The sequence below is a fragment of the Allorhizobium pseudoryzae genome, assembly GCF_011046245.1.
Lineage (GTDB): Bacteria > Pseudomonadota > Alphaproteobacteria > Rhizobiales > Rhizobiaceae > Neorhizobium > Neorhizobium pseudoryzae.
In genome coordinates this window covers 1,179,542-1,200,552 of record NZ_CP049244.1, presented here as the reverse complement: position 1 = coordinate 1,200,552, position 21,011 = coordinate 1,179,542, and the positions used below count along the sequence as shown (strand labels likewise).

The 21,011-nt window shown below is 63.0% G+C and carries 16 protein-coding genes; 7 read left to right on the top strand and 9 right to left on the bottom strand.

Annotated features, from left to right (window positions below; all coding sequences use genetic code 11):
* Position 1: 1 nt before the first annotated feature.
* Entirely contained in the window at positions 2 to 2,722 is a 2,721-nt protein-coding gene (locus G6N78_RS24310; protein WP_165225094.1) for an ABC transporter ATP-binding protein, read from the bottom strand.
* A gap of 437 nt (positions 2,723 to 3,159) precedes the next feature.
* Between G6N78_RS24310 and G6N78_RS24305 the strand changes: the two genes are divergently transcribed.
* The 6 genes from G6N78_RS24305 (at position 3,160) to G6N78_RS24280 (ending at position 8,326) form a co-directional block, all read left to right on the top strand.
* Positions 3,160 to 3,984: a transporter substrate-binding domain-containing protein gene (locus tag G6N78_RS24305; protein ID WP_165225476.1), complete on the top strand. Its 825-nt coding sequence runs from the start codon at positions 3,160 to 3,162 to the stop codon at positions 3,982 to 3,984.
* Between the two features lie 96 nt (positions 3,985 to 4,080).
* Complete coding sequence (locus tag G6N78_RS24300) at positions 4,081 to 4,722, top strand: amino acid ABC transporter permease (RefSeq protein ID WP_165225092.1); 642 nt, start codon at positions 4,081 to 4,083, stop codon at positions 4,720 to 4,722.
* A complete protein-coding gene (locus G6N78_RS24295) occupies positions 4,719 to 5,387 on the top strand; it encodes an amino acid ABC transporter permease (RefSeq protein ID WP_165225089.1) in 669 nt (222 codons plus the stop codon). Before G6N78_RS24300 ends, G6N78_RS24295 begins: the two co-directional genes overlap by 4 nt.
* Positions 5,384 to 6,175 (top strand): amino acid ABC transporter ATP-binding protein, encoded by a 792-nt coding sequence (locus G6N78_RS24290; protein WP_165225085.1) that lies wholly within the window; start codon positions 5,384 to 5,386, stop codon positions 6,173 to 6,175. The genes G6N78_RS24295 and G6N78_RS24290 overlap by 4 nt, the downstream gene beginning before the upstream one ends.
* A gap of 27 nt (positions 6,176 to 6,202) precedes the next feature.
* On the top strand, positions 6,203 to 6,964 hold the full coding sequence (hutC, locus tag G6N78_RS24285) for a histidine utilization transcriptional repressor HutC (RefSeq protein WP_165225082.1): 762 nt from the start codon (positions 6,203 to 6,205) through the stop codon (positions 6,962 to 6,964).
* Positions 6,965 to 6,976: 12 nt separating this feature from the next.
* Positions 6,977 to 8,326: an LLM class flavin-dependent oxidoreductase gene (locus G6N78_RS24280; protein ID WP_165225079.1), complete on the top strand. Its 1,350-nt coding sequence runs from the start codon at positions 6,977 to 6,979 to the stop codon at positions 8,324 to 8,326.
* A gap of 207 nt (positions 8,327 to 8,533) precedes the next feature.
* Here the strand turns inward: G6N78_RS24280 and G6N78_RS24275 are convergent, their stop codons facing one another.
* The 5 genes from G6N78_RS24275 to G6N78_RS24255 form a co-directional block, all read right to left on the bottom strand.
* Positions 8,534 to 11,347 carry a DNA translocase FtsK gene (locus tag G6N78_RS24275; RefSeq protein ID WP_165225075.1) on the bottom strand — a complete coding sequence of 938 codons (2,814 nt, stop codon included), beginning with the start codon at positions 11,345 to 11,347 and terminating at the stop codon, positions 8,534 to 8,536.
* Between the two features lie 223 nt (positions 11,348 to 11,570).
* Positions 11,571 to 12,581 carry a phosphoribosyltransferase family protein gene (locus G6N78_RS24270; protein ID WP_165225474.1) on the bottom strand — a complete coding sequence of 337 codons (1,011 nt, stop codon included), beginning with the start codon at positions 12,579 to 12,581 and terminating at the stop codon, positions 11,571 to 11,573.
* 32 nt (positions 12,582 to 12,613) lie between these two features.
* Positions 12,614 to 14,113 (bottom strand): lipopolysaccharide biosynthesis protein, encoded by a 1,500-nt coding sequence (locus G6N78_RS24265; RefSeq protein ID WP_165225072.1) that lies wholly within the window; start codon positions 14,111 to 14,113, stop codon positions 12,614 to 12,616.
* A complete protein-coding gene (locus G6N78_RS24260) occupies positions 14,110 to 15,429 on the bottom strand; it encodes a glycosyltransferase family 2 protein (protein WP_165225069.1) in 1,320 nt (439 codons plus the stop codon). Before G6N78_RS24260 ends, G6N78_RS24265 begins: the two co-directional genes overlap by 4 nt.
* Positions 15,430 to 15,520: 91 nt before the next feature.
* On the bottom strand, positions 15,521 to 16,924 hold the full coding sequence (locus G6N78_RS24255; RefSeq protein WP_165225066.1) for a UDP-glucose dehydrogenase family protein: 1,404 nt from the start codon (positions 16,922 to 16,924) through the stop codon (positions 15,521 to 15,523).
* 89 nt (positions 16,925 to 17,013) lie between these two features.
* Between G6N78_RS24255 and G6N78_RS24250 the strand changes: the two genes are divergently transcribed.
* Complete coding sequence (locus tag G6N78_RS24250; protein WP_165225063.1) at positions 17,014 to 17,238, top strand: hypothetical protein; 225 nt, start codon at positions 17,014 to 17,016, stop codon at positions 17,236 to 17,238.
* A 42-nt stretch (positions 17,239 to 17,280) separates the two neighbouring features.
* Here the strand turns inward: G6N78_RS24250 and lpdA are convergent, their stop codons facing one another.
* Genes lpdA through G6N78_RS24235 form a run of 3 tightly spaced genes read right to left on the bottom strand, consistent with a single transcriptional unit; the run spans position 17,281 to position 21,011 of the window.
* Positions 17,281 to 18,675 (bottom strand): dihydrolipoyl dehydrogenase, encoded by a 1,395-nt coding sequence (lpdA, locus tag G6N78_RS24245; RefSeq protein WP_165225060.1) that lies wholly within the window; start codon positions 18,673 to 18,675, stop codon positions 17,281 to 17,283.
* 3 nt (positions 18,676 to 18,678) lie between these two features.
* Entirely contained in the window at positions 18,679 to 19,995 is a 1,317-nt protein-coding gene (locus G6N78_RS24240; protein WP_165225057.1) for a dihydrolipoamide acetyltransferase family protein, read from the bottom strand.
* Positions 19,996 to 19,997: 2 nt separating this feature from the next.
* Positions 19,998 to 21,011 carry an alpha-ketoacid dehydrogenase subunit beta gene (locus G6N78_RS24235; RefSeq protein WP_165225054.1) on the bottom strand — a complete coding sequence of 338 codons (1,014 nt, stop codon included), beginning with the start codon at positions 21,009 to 21,011 and terminating at the stop codon, positions 19,998 to 20,000.

Genomic DNA, 21,011 nt, shown 5'->3' with positions numbered 1-21,011 from the left:
ATCACGCCACCAGCGATTTGAAAATACCACTTTCCTTGTCGAGCGTTTCGAACGTGCCGTCTTCAACGATCTGACCCCGGTCGAATACGATCACCCGATGAAACAATCGTGACAGCGATGTGTTCGAAAGAACCCACACGACGGACGCTCGCGAGTTCTGCTCGTGCAGAAACTGCATGGTTGTCGCGACGATCTCTTCCTGGACACGCCGATCCAGGCCCGGTAGGGCTCGATTGAGGATGTAGAAATCCGAGCGACGCACCAGAGCGCGGGCCAATGCAAGCTTGTGACGCTGGGCGATTGTCAGACGACGCCCGCCCGAGCCGACGTCGAAGCTGAGGCCGAGAGCGATAAAGCTTTCGAACAGGCCCTGCTGTTCCATGATGCGGGCGGCAACGGGACGGATCTTCGCCGGCGCGTCGGCGACACGATAAGACAATTTGCCGAACAACACGTTCTCGCGCAGTGTCGCAGCCGCCATGTAGCGGTGCGGATCGTAACGCTCCACCCGGTTGCGGATCGCGGACGGCAGGTTGTCGTAGAAGCGGTCGCGAGCCGCAACGATCGTCTCCATCACCTCCGGCGTCAGCACACCCAGACGGTAGCGCGGCTCGATGTAATGCAGGCTGAGCCGGATGATCGCCCGCCGCTCCTCCTCGGAGACGCCCTTCTCCGTGCGCGACGACAGGCGCTGCAGGAATTGCTGGTAGAAGGTGACATCCTGCGCCGTAATCCGTTCCAGCTGCTGGTAGAACGGATGATCCGGCGGCAGCCCGACAAAGATTTCGACCAGGTTTTCCGCAATCGTCAGCCCCATGCCGTAAAGCATGTCGGAGAGTTTCGTGGTGTCCAGGACATCGAACACCTCGGGGCTTTCGGTGATGTCGGCGTCACCGTTTCCGGCGCCACGCGTCGCGGCGAAGAAGAGGTTTTCGCCGACCGTTGCCTCGCTGTTGTAATCGACCGGGTCGAAATGCGCCACGATATGCGCAAGCCCCTCTTCCTCCAGCGTCTGGCGCAACGCGTGGCGCATCGCAACCACCCGCTCGGCCAGAAGAGGGTTCTCTTCCGGATCGAGGAAGGAATGCAGCGCCAGTTCCATGACATCTTCAGTCAGCTGAACCGCATCGAGCGCCCGCATCACCGACTGCTTCAGGTCATCATCGAACCCGCGCAGGATGGAGGTCGAGCGACGGTCGATCCAGTCGGCATTGAGATCGAGATCCGGGTTGCCGGCAAGCTTCGCTTCGCTGATTTCCCAGCGGCGCGTCAGCGCATCACGCCCCTCGTAGCTGACCGTCGAGGTGGGCGCGTGCTTCAAGCCGTAGAGGAGATTGTCCTTCAATGTGCCGTGGAAAAAATAGCTGTCCGGCGACACGTAGGAAATCCGTCGGCCGGACACCGATTCCGGCAGTTCCAGGATATCCTCGTCCGCGAGCGTGATGCGCCCGGACACCGGCCAGACAAGCCGTCCGAAAGCCTTGGCGATGCCTTCGGCGCCGCTGCCGGCATTGTCGATGATCGCAATCGTTTCGCCGGGTTCGATCCTGAGCGTCGTGTTCTCGACGATCTTCACGCCGCTGCCGTCAACGATCGTGACATTGTGGGCGCAGAGCGGACCATCAGCCTGTACGGGCATCATGGCACTCGGCTGATGCAGGCTCGCATCGATCAATTGTCCCGGATCGAACTGCTCGAGAAGCTGCTCGTACTTGACCTGCACGTCCTGGCGCGCCTGGTCCCAGTCGATCAGCTCCTTCAGCGGTCCCGGCAGATCCTTGTAGGCGTTGATGACGGCGACGAGCTGCCCGACGTCGAGCGAACCGCGCAAGGCGAAATATCCGCCGATCGAATAGAACAGGAAGGGCGTCAGCTGCGACAGGAAGTTGTTGACGAACTTGACGAGAAACTTCCACTGGTAGAGGTCGAAACGGATCTTGTAGATCTGCCCGAGACGATGGGCGATGTCGGCGCGTTCGTAGTTCGACGTATCGAAGGCATGGATCGTCTCGATGCCATCGACGATCTCACCGACCTTGCCTGCCAGATGGCGCGCGGTGATCTGGCGCTGGCGGCCGAGATCGATCAGGCGCCGGCGCATCTTCGGAATGATACCGACCTGGATCGCCACCATGACGGCGGCAATCATGCCGAGCGAAAAATTCTGCAGGAAGATGAAGAACAGCGCCGCGGCCGCCTGTCCGCCCAGCATTGCCGGTTGTACGAAGGCATCGCCGGTAAAGCCACCGAAGGGCTCCACCTCGTCCTTCACCATCGTCGAGACTTCCGCGCCGTGCACCTGCTTCAGCGCACTCGGCGGAAAGCGTAGCACCCGGTCGACGAGCTCGTAGCGGATGCGCCGCAAAAGCCGCTCGCCGAGGCGCCCCTTGTAGGTGTTGATGTAGAACTTGAAGAGGCCGTTGATGACGACCAGCAGCAGGAAGACGCCGCTGAGGGCCATCAGCATCGACAACCGGTCCAGCTCGATCCCCTCATACGAGATCGTCCAGCCGACAACCGGCACCTGGAAATCGAACGCCATGAACAGCGCGGTCGAATCCGGCGTGTCGAAACCTTCACCCTGGATGGGGCCATTGATGATCTGTTTCGGCAGATCGAACGCCGCGAAATAGGGAATCATCGACAAGAGCACGATCGCGAGAATCCAGATCTGCTGCTTGCGGGTATGATTCCAGATATATCGAAGTAGGTTGGGTTCCATCAGCAAACAGTCATCAGCGTTCCGCGAGGCCGCGGCAGACCCGCTGGGGAGGGCCGAGGTTCAACGTTTGAAGATATACGAAATCCGTGGTGCGCCGCAAACAAACCGAGGGATGCTGCGAGGCAACCGACGTCAAAGTTTCAGGTGGTGTGTCACAAGTGCTTCATATTCGATTTGCCCGAGCGGCGTGCGCCCCGTCGGCACAGCCGGACGCGTCAGACCACGCCTGCGTGACATTTCCAAGGCCGCCTGTGTCGTGAGGTCATCCACAGACAATCGTGGCGAACATGATCAAAAAACATGCATGCAGAAAAAGTAAACATATCCCGTTGACACGCGCCCTGCGGCTGGCTCTATTTGTATAGTCATAAGCGACCGACAAACGGTCGGTAACGGGAACAGCCGCGGACACATCGAAGGAACGGGAGTCCACCATGATGCACAAAAGACATTTCCTCAAGGCAGCACTTGGCGCAGCCATGCTGTTTGGCGCCACGCTTTCCGCCCATGCGGACGACATTCTCGCCAAGGCCAAGACGGCAGGCGTTCTGAAGGTCGGAACGGAAACCGCCTTCGCACCCTTCGATTTCATTGACGCCGGCACGCATGCCGGCCTCAATGTCGATCTGTTCGACGAGATCGGCAAGGAACTGGGCGTGAAGATCGAATGGGTCACGCTGCCATGGGAAGGCGTGCTTCCGGGTCTGGAAGCCGGCAAGTTCGACGTGGTCGCCGGCCCTGCGACCATCACCAAGGCGCGCATGGAACGTTACCGCTTCTCGTCGCCGATCGCCGAAGCGACCGTTGCAATCCTCAAGAAGGCCGGCGCTCCGATCAGCAAGCCGGAAGACATCGCCGGCAAGGCGGTTGGCGTCGGAAAGGCCACCGCCCAGCTCGCTCAGTTGACGGAATATTCCGCCACCCTGCCCTCCAAGGTCGACATCCGCGAATACCCGGCCTTCAACGACGCCTATGCCGACATGGCCGCCGGCCGCATCGTCGCCGTTGCCAATTCGCTGCCGAACATCGCCTTCGTCGCCAAGCAGCGCGCGGGCATGTTCGAACTGGTCCTGCCGCCTTTCGGCAAGAAGACCTATTTCGGTTATGTCGGCCGCAAGGATGCGGACTACGCCTCGCTGATGGATGCGATCGATGCCGCGCTCATCAAGATGAAGGGCGATGGCCGCATGGCCAAGCTGCAGGAAAAGTGGTTCGGCACGAAGTTCGACACCCCGGATTCGGTCAAGGAACCGGCCATCTGAACCGTCCCGTCAGGCCGGCCCACAGGGTCGGCCTGATCCCGCCGCCCGGCCGCGCGCCTCACGCTCCGGTCACATTCGCCGCGACGGATCATCTTGATGTCGTTTAAACTTTTCTCCCTGCTGGTCCAGGCTTCCGTCTGGACGATCGGCATCAGCGTCATTTCGATTGCGCTCGGTTTCCTGATCGCCATCGGCCTGTCGGCCGCGCTCCTGTCCGGCAAAGCTCTCTACCGGCGACCGGCGGAGTTCTTCATCAGCTTCTTCCGCGGCGTGCCGCTTCTGGTGCAGTTGCTGCTCATCTACAATCTCCTGCCCTTCATCGGCCTCAACGTGCCGAGCATCGTCGCGGCGATCATCGGCATGTCGCTCTGCACCGCCGCCTATCAGGCGGAAAACCTGCGCGGCGGGTTCGAAAGCGTGCCGAAGGGCTTGATCGAGGCCGCCGACATGGCCGGCTTTTCCGCCCGGCAGGTGTTTCTCCGGATCAAGGTGCCGATCGCTTTGCGTCTCACCTTTCCGGCGCTGGTCAACGAGGCGATTATGATCCTGAAATCGTCCTCGCTCGTCTCGGTCGTCGGCATTATCGAGATCACCCGCATGGCGCAGGATCTCGCCTCATCGACCTACATGCCGATCGAGATCTTTTCCTCCGCGGCTCTGATCTATCTCGTGATCTGCTGGGCCGTGGCGCTCGCCGGGCGCTATGGCGAACGGTCCCTGCCGGGAGCCGCCAAATGATCTTCGATCCCAACGTCATCTTGAACCATCTTCCGGAAATCATCAGCGGGACCGGCGTCACGCTGGCGCTCTGGATTGCCGGCATGGTGCTCGGCATCCTCATCGGCTTCGTCGTCGCCACATTGCGCCGCTATGGCGGCCGCTTGATCGACCTGCCGCTCGGGCTTGCGGTGGAGGTTCTGCGCGGCACGCCGTTCCTGATCCAGATCTTTCTCGTCTATTACGGCGGCCCGTTCATTGGAATCTCGCTCGATCCGATCCCCTGCGGCCTGTTTGGCCTCAGCATCTATGCCGCCGCCTATTATTCGGAAATCTTCCGCGCCGGGTATGCCTCCGTGCCGCATGGCCATGTGGAGGCCGGCGAATGCCTCGGCCTCACGCGTTTCCAGATCATCCGGCGCATCCTTCTGCCCGAAATGGCGCTCATCGTGCTGCCGCCGTCCGTCAACCTCGCGGTGATCCTCTTGAAGGAATCCGCCGTCCTGTCGATCATCACGGTGCCGGAACTCACCACGACCGTCAGCGCCATCGGATCGCAGGAATACGCCTTCCTGGAAGCCATCTTCCTGCTCGCCATCATCTACTGGGTGATTGTCGAGGCCGCCGCCCGCCTCGGCCGCCTGGCCGAAGCCCGTCTCTCCACCTTCAGGTTTGCCGCATCATGACGCTTCCCGCCATTTCCGTCCGCAGCCTCGTCAAGCGTTTCGGCACCACCACCGTGCTGCAGGAGATCGATCTCGACGTACCGGAAGGCAAGGTCTCCTGCCTCATCGGCCCCTCCGGTTCCGGCAAAAGCACGCTTTTGCGTTGCCTCGCGTTTCTGGAGGAGGCAAGCGAGGGCATGATCACCGTCAACGGCGAAGCCCTCGGCTTCTTCGAGAATGCCAAGGGGGACCGCGAACGCCTGCCGGCCGCCCAGATCCGCGCGGTCCGCGCGCAGATCGGCATGGTCTTCCAGCAGTTCAATCTCTGGCCGCACATGACGGCACTCGGCAATGTTTCGGAGGCGCTGAAGACGGTCCACAAAATGCCGAAATCCGAGGCCGAAGACCGGGCCATGGTGCAACTGACCAAGGTGGGGCTGTCCAACCGCGCCGGTCACTACCCGTCGCAGCTCTCCGGCGGACAGCAGCAGCGTGTGGCGATCGCCCGCGCCCTTGCGCTTTCGCCGAAGATCATGCTGTTTGATGAGCCCACCTCGGCGCTCGATCCGGAATTGACCGGCGAAGTGCTGAACGTGATGCGGGATCTCGCCGCCGAAGGCATGACCATGGTGGTGGTCAGCCACGAGATCGGCTTTGCGGCCACCGTCGGCAACCAGATCAGCTTTCTCGACCAAGGGCGTCTGCTCTTCACCGGCCCGCCGTCGGAGATTTTTGCCAAGCCCCGCCATCCGCGCCTCGAACAGTTCCTCGATACCTATCTGGATCGCGGCGCCTCCATGCTGGCCTGATCGATGGATAGCCCCCCGCAGACACCGATGTCGTACCCAACCGATCGCGGTTCTGCGGCGCCGGTCTCGCTGCATCGGCGCATTCTGCGGGATATCGAAAGCAACATCCTCTCGGGACGCTGGCCGGCCGGCCACCGCATTCCGTCCGAACAAGCGCTGACGGAGACCTACGGCTGCTCGCGGATGACGGTGAACAAGGTGCTGACGGAGCTTGCGCGCGCCGGACTGCTGCTGCGCCGACGCAAGACCGGCAGTGTCGTGATGCCGCAGGAATCCCACAGCGCGATCCTCGAAATCTACGATATCGGCGACGAGGTGCGTGCGCAGAATCTCGTTTATCGCTTCACGGTCATCGAACGAATTGTGCGTCCGCCGACCAAGACCGAGCGTCAGCTTGCGAGCCTTCCCGCCCGCTGCAGGCTTCTCGCGCTCACCGTCCTGCATCTCGGCAATGACGCCCCGTTCTGCCTCGAAGAGCGGATCATCAATCTGTCTGCAGCGCCGCACGCCGAGGCGGAGGCATTTGAGGATCTCGCACCCGGTCGCTGGCTGGTCAATCATGTGCCCTGGAACGCGGCGGAACATCATATTTCGGCGGATGCGGCCTCCGACCGGCGGGCAGACCTTCTGGGGCTTTCGTCCGGAGCACCGATCCTTGTCGTCGAGCGCCAGACCTGGCGCCTCGAGGAGACTGTGACCCGCGTCCACCTGAGCTATCCCGGAGGAAGCCACGCGCTGACGGCCCGCTTCAAACCGCTCCACCCATTGAATTCCAAAACATCGCCCTGAAAGGATGCCGTCATGGCCCGCCCCGACAAGCTCAAGCTTGGCACATTCGTCTACACCTTCGGTTTCAACCCGGCCGCCTGGCGGCATCCGGATGTCGATGTCAACGGCGCCAACAAGATCGACCACCTTCTGAAGGTGGCAAAGATTTCGGAAGCGGCAAAGTTCGACTTCATGTTCCTGGCCGATTCACCGGCCGCGGCGATCGGTGATCCCGAAGCCCTGTCTCGCTCGCCGACCAAGATGAACCGCTTCGAGCCCCTTTCGCTGATTTCGGCGCTGTCGGTGCTGACCGAGAAGCTCGGTTTTGTCGCGACGGCCTCCACCAGCTTCTACGAACCCTTCAACATCGCCCGTATCTTTGCCTCGATCGATCACTTGAGCGGCGGGCGCTCCTGCTGGAACGTCGTGACCTCGGATCACGACGAAACGGGCTACAACTACAATTTCGACGGGCTGCCGCCGCACAGCTGGCGTTATGAGCGCGGTGCGGAATTCGTCGATGTCGTCTTCGGCCTCTGGGACAGTTTCGAACCGGATGCGCTGGTGCTCGATAAGGCGTCCGGCCTCTATTACGATAAGGACAAGCTGCACACGCTCAACCACAAGGGCAAGCATTTTCAGGTGCGCGGCCCTCTCAATATCGCCGCCTCGCCGCAGGGACGACCGATCATTGCCCAGGCCGGCGGCTCTGAACCCGGCATGGAGCTTGCCGCCCGCACCGCCGAAATCGTCTTCAGCCTTGCCTCGAACCTGGAACGCAACAAGGCCTTTGCCGAAAACGTCAAAGGCCGCATGGCGAAATATGGCCGCCAGACGAGCGATTTGAAGATGATGCCGGGCGTCGTCATCAATGTCGGACAAACCAAGGCGGAGGCGCAGGCCAAGGTCGATTTCCTCATCGACAATCTGCATCCGGATGTCGGCCGCTGGATGCTGGGCGAGTTCCTCGAGACGGATCTCTCCGGTGCGGCGCTCGATGAGCCCTTCCCGATGGAGCGGCTTCCCGCCGAACCGAAGGGCTCGAAGGCGCTGTTCGAGGAACTGACGGACTACATCCGCAAGGGCCACACGCTCGGCCACCTCATCCGCCACTACGCGGAAAAGAGCACCGGCAACGGCATCACCGGCACGCCAACGGAGATCGCCGATTTCATGGAGGAATGGTTCGAGGCGGGCGCCGCCGACGGCTTCATCCTGATGTGCCCGACGCTACCCGCCAGCCTCACCGATTTCGTCGAGCTCGTGGTGCCGGAACTGCGCCGCCGCGGCCTGTTTCGCGACGAATACGAAGGCTCGACCCTGCGCGAAAACCTCGGCATTTCCATGCCGGTCAACCGTTATGCGGCTGCCCGCAAGGGGTGAGTAATACGTATCCTGCCGCCTTAACAAAAAGGCGATGATGATGGAGTGGGCCAGCGCGTCATGTCCCTTCTCCCCGCCTGCGGGGAGAAGGTCGCGGCAGCGGGATGAGGGGCAGACCCGCAAACACTTCAGAAAATTAGCCCCTCACCCCAACCCTCTCCCCGCAAGCGGGGCGAGGGAGGGAGAACGCCTGCGACTGCGTGACGATCAATCCTCGCTCTGCGAGCCGCCGCCCTTGCCGGAAATGATCTCGCGCTTGCCCACATGGTTGGCCGGGCCGACAAGACCTTCCTGCTCCATGCGTTCGACGAGAGACGCGGCGCGGTTATACCCGATCGACAGGCGGCGCTGGATGTAGGAGGTCGAGCACTTGCGATCCTTCATCACCACCTTGACGGCCTTTTCATAGAGATCATCGCCGTCTTCCGCGCCCATGCCGGTCTTGTCGAAGACAGCGGCATCGCCCTCATCCTCGGCATCCACCTCGTTTTCGTCTTCGGTGACGGTGCCGAGATAATCTGGACGCCCTTGCGCCTTCAGGTGGGTGACGACGTGCTCCACTTCGGCATCCGAGACGAAGGGGCCGTGGACGCGGCTGATGCGCCCGCCGCCGGCCATGTGCAGCATGTCGCCCTGGCCGAGCAGGTGTTCGGCGCCTTGTTCGCCGAGAATGGTGCGGCTGTCGATCTTCGACGTGACCTGGAAGGAGATCCGCGTCGGGAAGTTCGCCTTGATCGTTCCGGTAATGACGTCAACGGACGGACGCTGCGTCGCCATGATCAGGTGAATGCCGGCGGCGCGCGCCATCTGCGCCAAACGCTGGATCGCGCCTTCGATCTCCTTGCCCGCGACCATCATCAGGTCGGCCATCTCGTCGACGACGACGACGATGTAGGGCATCGGCGACAGATCGAGTTCCTGGTCCTCGTAGACGATCTCGCCGGTGTTGCGGTCAAAACCGGTCTGCACGCTGACAGTGATCGTCTCGCCCTTTTCACGGGCCTGAGCGGCACGGGCATTGTAACCGTCGATGTTGCGCACGCTGAGCCGCGACATCTTGCGATAGCGGTCTTCCATCTCACGCACGGCCCATTTCAGCGCCAGAACGGCCTTCTTCGGATCGGTCACGACGGGGGTCAACAGATGCGGGATGCCGTCATACACTGAAAGCTCCAGCATCTTCGGGTCGATCATGATCAGGCGGCATTCCTCCGGGCGCAGCCGGTAGAGCAGCGACAGGATCATCGTGTTGATCGCGACCGATTTGCCGGAACCGGTGGTGCCGGCGACGAGCAGATGCGGCATCTTTGCAAGCTCGGCGATCACCGGCTCTCCGCCGATCGTCTTGCCGAGGCAGAGTGGCAGGCGATGTTTCGTCTCCCAGTAATCCTCGCACTCGATGAGTTCGCGGAAGAACACCATTTCACGCACCGCATTCGGCAGCTCGATGCCGATGACATTGCGGCCGGGCACCACGGCCACGCGGGCCGAGAGCGCCGACATGGAGCGGGCGATGTCGTCGGCAAGGCCGATGACCCGCGAGGATTTGACCCCCGGTGCCGGCTCGAATTCATAGAGCGTGACGACCGGGCCGGGGCGCACATCGATGATCTCGCCCTTGACGCCGAAATCTTCCAGGATGCTTTCGAGCAGGCCGGCGCTCTGCTGCAGCGTGTCCGGCTGCATGGCTTCCGTCTGCTGGCCATAGGGTTCCTGCAGCAGGGAAATCGGCGGGAAATCGTATTGATCGTCGCTCGGGCGAACAGTCATCGCGCCACCGAGACCCAGCAGCCCCTCTGCCTTGCGGCGCGAGACCGGGATCACGCCGCGCTGCACCGGCTGCACCGGTGCGGCCACTTGGGCCACAGGCGCGACGGTTACTTCCTCGACCACCGGCGCCGGCATTGGCGCAGAAACAGCCGGTTCGGCTGCCGCCGTCACGGGCCGGGCGACGGGCGAAACGGCGGGGGGCAGCGTGGCATTCTGGATCGGTGCTGGCGCGGCAACGGGCGCATGCATGGCATGGGCGACGATCGCCTCGATGGTTTCCATCTCGCCCGGCGCGACCGACAACGGCGGCGTGACCGGCGAGGAAAGCTGAGGCTGGGCCTCCACCTGCAGCGGTTGGCTGACAGCCACCGGCCGAGCCGCAGTCCGCACTTCGCGGTAAAGCGCCGTAATCGAGGATACGGTCAGCGGCTTCTGCTGGCGAATGATTTCGGCGGGACGGCCGAATATCGGTTTCGGAGCCGTAGGGGGTGTCGGCGCTGCAGCGGCGGCCTGCACCGGCGCCACGGTCTGCGGAACCAGCGGCGGTAGATCGGGAACGATCCCGCCTTCAAAGAAAGCAAAGTCGGAGAGCCAGACACGCGTGGAGGGCGACACGGGGCCGCTCGGCGCGGCAACCGGCTGTTCGAGGTGACCCTGTATTGCCGGCCCGGGCAGCTGAGCGGCGGATGGCGCCATGGGTGCCATGGGTGCCACGGACGCAGCGACCATCGCGACGGGAGCGACCGTTTCGATCGGAGCTGCCGGGCTGTCGGGTTTCCCCTCGTCCTGCGGGCGGGCACGCTTGAAGATCAAGGCGCGTGGCGACGGCTGCGGTTTCACCTTGGGCTGCGGCGCCATCGGCGCGGTCTGCGGCGCCTGCATGGCAGAAGCTGCCCCCTGCAGTGCCTGCACCAGGAGTTCGGGTGCGAGCGCCGGGTTGGCATCTGCCGGTGCCACCACATCAACCGGCTCGACCAGCCGCCCGGCTGCCGCCGGCACACGCTCTTCCGGTGCCACGGGCTGGACCTGGTCACGCGTGCGCGGACGGGCAATCACGGCTTCCGGGGTGCGGGTGAACCGCACATTCGGCGCAAGCTTGAAGGCCGCCTGCCAGGGCGCCTGTTCAATCGTTGCGGCATTGGGATCGACCACCGGCCTCTGCTGGGCCGGTTGTGTGTTTCCCGTGGCCTCCGGCGCATCCTCGGACGGGTTTTGGGAGGCTTGATGAAAGTTCGTTCTGGGAAACTGCATGATACCGACCACATACTCATTTGGCAGGTCTATGAAATAGAAAATAAAGGTTAATGGCTCCTTTCGACCGGCCCTCCGGGCCTTCATATTTTAGGGGATAGGGGGTCACCCCCGCGCCGCTTGCCTTCCCCTAAAACAATGATATTACCTATTTTTTCCGTTTTTCTGCAGATAGCGGAGGGCGCCGGACGACAGAACAGCGCCGGCAGCACCTCGGCTGTCGTCAGAACTGCAGCCGAGCGCGAAACCGCTTCAGTTTCTCGTACTGGCTTGCCCCGATCGAGGCCTTCAGCGCCTGCTTCACCTGCCGCCCGAGCGGGGGCCGATAGGCGGCGGCCTGAAGGTTGCGCGCCACCTGCAGCCCTTCGTCAAACGCGTTCGACTGGTCGAACAGCGTATGCGTTTCGAGACACAGGACCGGCTTCCTCGAGATCTGGGCAATCTTGCGCGCCTGTGGCAGCTCGCTTTCGAGAAACAGGATGGCATCGGAGCGACGGTAATACTCCGCCTTGAAGCTGCCATGCGCGCCCTGCCGGCGGCGCTCTTCGGCGCTCGGCAGATCCAGCATCACCAGTTTATCATAGACGATGCCCTGCGCCGCCAGCCACCGTTCGGTCTGTGGCCGGTATTTTTCCAGCCGGCTGGTCACCAGCGTGCCGAGCGGTTTGGTCGGACGGTGCAGCGGCGGGGCATTCAGCAGGAACTCCACGTAACGCTCGCCGTCATCGTTTTCCGCCTCGGTCGGATCCTGGCACAGCACGCCATCGATATCGATACAGGCGCGGGCGAGGAAATTGTGGTGCATCAGGTTCCACTGGAAGATGCGCGGCTGCGGCAGCACCTCGAAGATGAAGTCGCAGCCCTGATGCTCCGGTCGCTGGCCGTAAACGGCGGCATAGGTGCACTCGTGACCAAAGCCGGCAGCGGCAATGCGCGCGCGCGCCTCCTGCATGGCGCTCCCCACATTGATGCTGTCATCGAGGATCAGGACCCGCCGGATGCTCTCCATCGTCACATTCAGCTTCGCCTGGCTTTTCGTCTTGCCCGAGGAGGTCAGCCGCCCGGCGAGATAGCCGTCGAGATCGGCGAGCGGCAGATTGGTGAGCAGGCTGAGGAGGTTCGCCGCCAGCAAGCCGCTGCGCGGAATGCCGACCACGAGGTCGATATCCGCCGGAAGCCGGGAGGCATGCCGGGCAATCGTGGCGTTCAGGTCGTAGATGGAGCGGTAATGCATGGTGTCCTCGACGATCGATGGCATAGGTGGGATCAACTGCTCTTGCGCTGCAGGCGGCGGGGGATCATGCCCAAGAGGTTGCGTGCGGCATCTCGCCCGGACGGAAAGATCAGCGCGATCAGGATGGAGACGGAATAGGTCAGCGATGCGGCAATCGCCGCCTGGGCGATCGGATTGCCCGGCAGCGCCGGGTCCAGCCAGAAAAATCCGCCGATCGCCAGATGCGCCCCAATGAGCGTCGGGCCTGCAGCACTCAGCATGTCGCGGACCCGCACAGGGCCCTTGCGGCCAATGAACCACCAGAGAAAAGGTGTGCGCAGATATTCGCTGATCGTGTAGCAGACCGCGACACCGTAAACGCCGTAGGGCAGACCGATGACGAAGGCGGCGACCGAGGTGGTGGCGGTCACCACACCCCAGATCATGAAATCGCGCGAGCGCCCCTGCGATATGAACAGCCAGCCCGCCGGGTTGTTGAGCGGCTGCAGCAGGCCGGCGAACCCAAGCGCGCTGAAGATCAGCGCACTTTCCTGCCATTCCGGCCCGAGCAGAAAAGGAATGAAGGTCGGCGCCACGATGATCAGCGCCGCAATCCCGGGCACCAGTGCAATCAGCAGCAGCGGTACGACGGTCAGATAGGCCTGCCGGTAGCGTGCCGGCTCGTCCGAGAGCCTGGCGAGCGTCGGCACCATCACACGCGCCAGCGGATTGGTCGCCTGGCGAAGCGGCATCAGCATCAGCTTGTAGGCACGGTCGTAGAGGCCAAGCTGCGCACCGCCGAGAAAACGTCCAATCAGCACATTGTCGGCATTGCGGGCGACGAAATTCGCCAGGTTGAAGCCGGTCAGCCCGGCGCCGAAATTGACGAGCGCCCGCGCGCCCTCGGCACGGCGCGGCAGACCGGGCCGCCAGCCACTCAGCGTCCAGGCGAGAATGACGGGCAAAAGCACCGTCACCAGCGAGCCGCCGAACAGCGCCCAGTAGGAGGGCGACAGCAGCGCCCAGGTGACGGAAGTACCAAGACCGCCCAGCGCACCGGCGACCTCCATGGCCGAGAGGGCCGGAAAGCGCATGCGGCGGTTCAAAAGCGCCGTATGCTGGGCGCCGAGCCCTTGGATCAGGACAAGGCAGCTCATCGCCATCAGAAGGGCCGCGATCTTCGGTTCGCTATAGAAGGCCGCCGCCAGCGGTGCCGTCGCAAAGATCGCCAGTGCCACCAGCCCGCTGATGCCGACATTCAGCCAGAAGAGAAAATTGACATCCTGCCGGGTAATGCCCGGTCGCTGCACGGTCGCCTGGGTCAGGCCGAAATCCTGGAAGATCGACAGAAGACCGATCACCGGCCAGCTCATGGCGACGATGCCGAAATCTGATGGCGACAGCAGGCGCGACAGCACGATCACGGAGACGATCTGGCAGAGCGCCACCACTGCCTGCGAGGAGCCGGTGACGATCGCCCCCGCCTGCACCGATCGGCGATAGCTGGTCTGGTCGGGGTCGAACTCGCTGCGAACGGGCGTTTCCGCACTCATGGAGCGGAACCGGACATCGACAGGTCGCCCGAGGGGCCGGAGGGACGCCGCAGGCGCAGGGCGGTATCGTCCGCGGAAGGGTTCAGCCGCTCCACGCCATAGAGACGGTATTCGGTCCGTCGGGCCGCAAGATAGACCGGAAGTGCTGCAGGCTGTGCGAGGCAGGTCAACTGGTATGCGATCTGACGCGCTTCTTCTGCCTTGTTCACGCGGCTTGGCAAAAGCCTCATGCGGTTGGTGACGGGCAGAAGCAGGTTGCCGATGATCTGCGACCGAAGCTCGGGTGTGAAATTGGCAAGCGCGCGGCGAAACCCCTTCGCCTCGGCAAAACTCGGAAAGGCGGAGCGAGCACCGTGCTCAAAAACAGCCCGCAGCGCCGACATCTCCTGTGCCTGAAGGTGTACGGGTACGCCGGTGGTCTCCAGGAAGGCGGCCCGGGTGGATGCGGCCATCATGTCAGCGATCGCGCGTGGCCAGATGCCCTTGCGCGCCATGATCGCCGCCCGCTGCAGAAGCGCGGTCAGCTGCGCCCGTGCATCGAGATCCGGGCTCACGGCGCCGATGCAGAACTCGTCCAGCCCGTGGCTTTCGTAGATCTCGTCGAACATCAGCCGGTTGAAGCGCGCCCAGACGGCCTCGGCATCCTTCGATTTGAAGCGGGCATGCTGCGGGCCGCGCTCACCCTCATGGTGGCGCTGGTGGAACATCACCTCCGGCACGCCGACGCCTGCGAAACGACGGGCGAGCCTCAGCAGCATCTGGTAGTCCTGCGAGCGCGAAAAACGGATGTCAAAGGGGCCGACGCTGTCATAACAGCTCTTGCGCACCAGCATGGCGCCCTGCCAGATAAAGAAATCCTGCATCAGTTTCAGATAAAGCGCCCGCTGGTCCGACGACCGGTAGCAGATCAGCGGCTCGGTCACCTCGCCCGGCCAGCCGCCATAGAACTTGTCGAGCAGGCCATAGGAGAAGCCGGCCTCCGGATTGTCCTCGAGCGCCAGCACCAGGCGCCGCAGCGCATCGGGCGTGGCAATGTCGTCATCGTCAAAGATCCAGACATAGGGCTGGCTTGCCATCGAAAGCCCGAGGTTCAAGGCGCTCGACTTGCCGCCGTTTTCCTTGACAACGACCTTTACGCGATCGGCATAGGGTTGAAGCCGTGCCACCGTGTCATCGGTGGAGCCGTCCACCACCACGATGATCTCGTGCGGACGCCAGGTCTGGTCGAGAACACTGTCGATCGACTGGGCGATCAGGTCCGCGCGATTGTAGGTGGGGATGATGACCGTGACCGGCGCCGTGTTGCTGTTGATCATACAGAACCTCAGGTGTCAGGTGGGCGGGTAAACCGCCTGCAAAAGCTTGGGCACTGCCGCCGCACAACAAGGACGGCAGCACGGATCACGATCAGAGCCGGTGCAGCACCGCCTCGGCTGCGGAAACAGACCTGGCCGTTTGAAGCGCCTCGCCCGACACACGCACCGGCGCACGGCCGATCGAGAAATAGTCGAGCCCGTGCTGGGCAACGGTTGCCGGCGCATACATGTTGCGACCGTCGAAGATGACCGGATGGTTCAGCGCCTGGCGGATCAGATCGAAGGAAGGCGAGCGGAAATTCTTCCATTCGGTCGCAACGATCAGGCCGTCGGCATGGCGAAGCGCCCCTTCCTTGGTACCGCAGAGCACCAGGTCGTCGCGCTGGCCGTAGATCTCCTGGCATTGCACCATGGCTTCCGGATCAAACGCCTGCACCGTCGCACCGACCGCCCAGAGCTGTTCGAGCAGCACGCGCGCCGGGGATTCGCGCATGTCATCGGTATTCGCCTTGAAGGCGAGACCCCAGAGCGCCAAACGCCGCCCCTTCAGGTCACCTTCGAAGTAATCCCTGATCTTGTCGAACAGCACGCCCTTCTGGGCACGGTTGCGGCTCTCCACCGCCTTCAGGATCGTTGGTTCGTAGGACACGCTTTCGGCGGTGCGGATGAGGGCAGAGACATCCTTCGGGAAGCAGGAGCCGCCATAGCCGATGCCGGCATAGATGAAATCGTAACCGATGCGCGGATCGCTGCCGATGCCGACACGCACGCGCTCGATGTCCGCCCCCACCAGTTCGGCGAGGTTTGCCATCTCGTTCATGAAGCTGATGCGGCTCGCCAGCATGCAGTTGGCGGCATATTTGGTGAATTCCGCGCTGCGCAGGTCCATCACGATCATGCGGTCACGGTTGCGGTTGAAGGGCGCGTAAAGCTCGCGCATCACCTCGATCGTCTCTGTATCGTCGCAACCGACGATGATCCGGTCCGGCTTCGAGCAATCGGCAACCGCCGATCCTTCCTTCAGAAATTCCGGATTGGAGACGATGCTGACCGACAGGCTATCTGCAAGGCTGCGCTTGGCAAGTTCGGCGGCAATGGCCTCACCCACCTTCTGGCCAGTGCCGACGGGCACCGTGCTCTTCGTCACGACGATCTTGTCCTCGTTCATCGCCTGACCGATCGATGCAGCCACCTTCAGCACATGCCGAAGATCCGCCGAACCATCCTCGCCGGGCGGCGTGCCGACCGCGATCATCTGGATCGCGCCGAAATCGACGCCCGCGCCGATGTCCGTGGTGAAGAGCAGCCGGCCTTCGTTGAAATTGGCTTTGACCATCGGCTCGAGGCCCGGCTCATAGATCGGGATGATCCCTTTCTTAAGGTTCTCGATCTTGTCGGGATCGATGTCGACGCACAGGACGTCGTGACCAGTCTCGGCCAGAACTGCCGCCTGCACGAGACCCACATACCCTATACCGAAGATGGTGATCCGCATTGCTAGTCCTTCCAAATGGGCAGAGGCGTCATGCCCCGCGGTTGAAAAAATCTTGGAAGCGCTCCCTCAATATCTGAGCGGCTATGCATATGTGCAATGCAGCATGGTTCGCGGTATCGCGCAAGAAGAAAATGATAGATTATCACATTTGCGTGTTTATTCAGGGAATTAGCGGCAGTTTCGCGCCAGATCCGGCGGCGTTCCGTCTGTCATCCCGCCGCGAAAACGACATGATGCGGCAGGAATTGCTGCGCCGCCCAAAAAAAACACCTGTCACGCGCGGAGGTGCGAAGGCGATCCGGTTCAGCCGTTAAGGACAGAGTCGCGGAGGAATGCGGCGAATTTCGGAGCGCCGTTCAGGCGTGCAACGCCTTGCCAAGGCCCATCAGCGCCGCCTCCTGCACGGTCTCCCCCAGTGTGGGGTGGGCATGAATGGTTGCAGCGATATCCGTCAGCGTTGCGCACATTTCGAGCGCCAGCGCAAACTCGCCGGCAAGTTCCGAACAACCGGCGCCGACCGCCTGAAGTCCAAGGACAAGGCCCGATGGTTTGTCGAAGACGATCCGCACGAAGCCATCGGGACGCTCCAGCGTCAACGCGCGGCCATTCGCCTGCAGCGGATAGGTCGCGACGCCGACATCCCGACCAGTATCACGGGCCTGATCCGGAAGAAGGCCCGCGACGACCAGTTCCGGATCGGTAAAACAGACGGCGGGAATCGCGCGTTTGTCCCACCCGCCGCCATGCCCGACCATGGCGTCCGCCACGATCTCCCCCTGCGCCATCGCCCGATGCGCCAGCATCGGCTCGCCGGTCACGTCGCCGATGGCATAGACGCCACGCATGGAGGTCTGCCCGCGCGTGTCGGTGCGGATGAAGCGGCCTTCCATGTCAAGGCGGAGTTGATCAAGGCCCAGATCTTCCAGCGCCGGCTGGCGCCCGACCGTGACCAGTACCTTCTCAGCTGCACTTTCCGTGACCTCCGAGCCTGTCCGCACGCGCAACATCGACTGATCCGAATCGTAGCCCTCCACCATGGCGTTCACATGCACCGCCACGCCAAGCGCCTTCAGCCGCGCCACGACCGGCCGCGACAGTTCCTCGTCGTACTGCGGCAAGATGTGCGGCTTGGCTTCGAAGATCGAGACCTTGGCACCCAGTTTCGCATAGGCCGTACCGATCTCGAGACCGATATAACCGCCCCCGACCACGGCCAAGGTTTCGGGCACGGCGGTCAGTGACAGCGCCTCGGTGGATGACAGGATGTTGCCTCCGAAGGGCAGTGACGGAACCTCGACCGGTCGGGAGCCGGTGGCGATCACCAGGTTGCGGCAGGAGATCCGCACGACACCGTCTGCCGTCTCCACCGCAACGGTTTTGCCGTCCACGATGCGTGCCCGCCCCTGAACGGACCGCACCCCGGCCTTCTTCAAGAGGCCTGAGACCCCGCCGGTCAGTTGCCGCACAATGCCATCCTTCCAGGCAACTGTCTTTGCCAGATCGATGCGCACGTCCGAGGTGCGGATGCCGAGTTTCGAGTGCCCGCCGGAGGCCTCGCGCACCGCAAAGAACTCCTGCGCGGCGTGGATCAGCGCCTTGGAGGGAATGCAGCCGATGTTGAGGCAGGTGCCGCCGTGCGCCTTCTGCTCCACGATGATCGTCTCAAGACCCAACTGGCCGGCGCGGATGGCCGCCACATAACCGCCGGGCCCGGCTCCGATCACCAGAACGTTGCAGGAGAGATCCGTCATCGCTCAATCCTTCATGAAGATCATGGCGGGCGTTTCCAGAAGCACCTTCATCTTCTGGACGAAGACAGCGGCATCCCAGCCATCGATGACACGGTGATCGAAGCTCGCGGATATGTTCATCATCGTACGCGGCACGAAGGCCGTGCCGTTCCAACTCGGCCGCACGGCCATGCGGTTGATGCCGAGGATCGCCACTTCTGGCTTGTTGATGATCGGCGTCGTGGCAATCGCGCCGAGCGGCCCGAGCGAGGTGATGGTGATCGTGGAGCCGGACAGCTCCTCGCGTTTGGCCTTGTTCTTCCGGCAGGCCTCCGACAGCCGCCCGATTTCGGTCGCCATGCCGAAGAGATCGAGCGCCTCCGCATGCCGCAGGACCGGCACCATCAGCCCGCCGTCGGTCATCGTGGCGATGCCGATGTGGACGGCGCTCGAATACTGCACCTCGTCGGCCTCGTCGTCATAGCGCGCGAAGATTTTGGGATTGCTTTGTTTGGCCTTCACCAGCGCCGCAGCAATCAGCGGCAGAAGCGTCAGCTTCGGCCTGTCGCCGCGCGTCTCGTTGAGCTTGACCCTGAGCGCCTCGATCTCGGTGACATCGACCTCCTCGACCACGGTGATGTGCGGAATGCTGGCATTCGCCTCGCTCATCCGCCGGGCGATCATCCGGCGCAGACCGGCAACCTTGACCGTCTCCACCGTCTCCGGCTGCGGTTGGAGAGAGGACGTCGCAGCACCTCCCCCCTGCCCTGCCTGCTGAAACAGCGAATCGAGATCGGCATGGGTGATCCGCCCCGCCGGCCCGCTTCCGGACACCTGGCGCAGATCGATGCCACCGTCGCGCGCCCGCTGGCGCACGGCGGGCGAGGCCAGAACCGGAGCGCCCTCCGCGCGTGGCGGAATGGCCGCGTTCGGCGGCATCGGCTGCGGAGAAGAGACGGCTGTCCGCGTGCCGGAATCGACCGCCGAAATGGGTGAAGGCGTCGTCTGCTTGGCAGGTTCAACAGGCGTGACGCTTTGCGCTACGGTCGCCGGCTCCGCAACCGGCACAGCTTTCGGCTCCTCTTCGGCGCCTGCGGCCGTATCGTCCTCGATGCGGATGAGATCGGAGCCGATGGCGAGCGTCTTTCCCACCTCACCGCCGATCCAGACCACCTTGCCGCTATAGGCGGAGGTGATCTCGACCGTCGCCTTGTCGGTCATCACCGCGGCGATCGGATCGTCCTCGCGCACCAGATCGCCGGGCTTCACCAGGATCTCGGCGACTTCCGCCTCGGTCACGCCTTCGCCGACATCCGGCAGCCTGATTGTTCGGATTGCCATGGTCAGACCTCCATCACCGCTTCAAGCGCCCGGCAGACACGGTCCTGGCCGGGAAAGTAGTCCCATTCCAGCGCATGCGGATAAGGCGCATCCCAGCCCGTCACGCGCTGGATCGGCGCTTCCAGGTGGTAGAAGCAGGCCTCCTGCACACAGGCGATGATTTCGCCTGCAAGCCCTGAAGTCTTGGTCGCCTCATGCAGCACGATGCAGCGGCCGGTCTTCCTCACCGAGGCCTCGATCGCCTCCAGATCGAGTGGCAGCAGCGAGCGCAGGTCGATGATTTCCGCGTCGATGCCGGCTTTCTCCACCGCCGCTTCCGCAACAAAAACCATCGTGCCGTAGGTGAGGATCGTCACGGCCTCACCCTCCCGGTGGATGCGTGCCTTGCCGAGGGGGATCGCATAGTGCCCCTCCGGCACATCCCCCAGAGCATGGGTCTTCCAGCTTTGCGCCGGCGCCTTGTGGTCGCCATTGAAGGGACCGTTGTAGAGACGCTTCGGCTCCAGGAAGATCACCGGGTCCGGACATTCGATCGAAGCGATCAGCAGACCCTTGGCATCGTAAGGCGTGGCCGGTTGCACCACCTTGAGGCCGGCCACATGGGTAAACAGCGCCTCCGGGCTCTGGCTGTGCGTCTGGCCGCCAAAAATGCCGCCGCCCGTCGGCATGCGGATGACGAGCGGGCAGGAAAACTGCTCGTTCGAGCGGTGGCGGATGCGCGCCGCCTCCTGGGTGATCTGGTCGTAGGCGGGGAAAACATAATCGGCGAACTGGATTTCGACGCAGGGTTTCATCCCCTGTGCCGCCATGCCGATGCCGAGCCCGACGATGGCGCTTTCATTGATCGGCGTATCGAAGACGCGCTCCTCGCCATATTTCTTCTGCAGGCCGGAGGTGCAACGAAAGACACCGCCGAAATAGCCGACATCCTCGCCGAAGAGGATGACCTGCGGGTCGCGCGCCAGCATGACGTCCATCGCGTCCCGCAGCGCCTCGATCATGGTCAGATGCGGCAT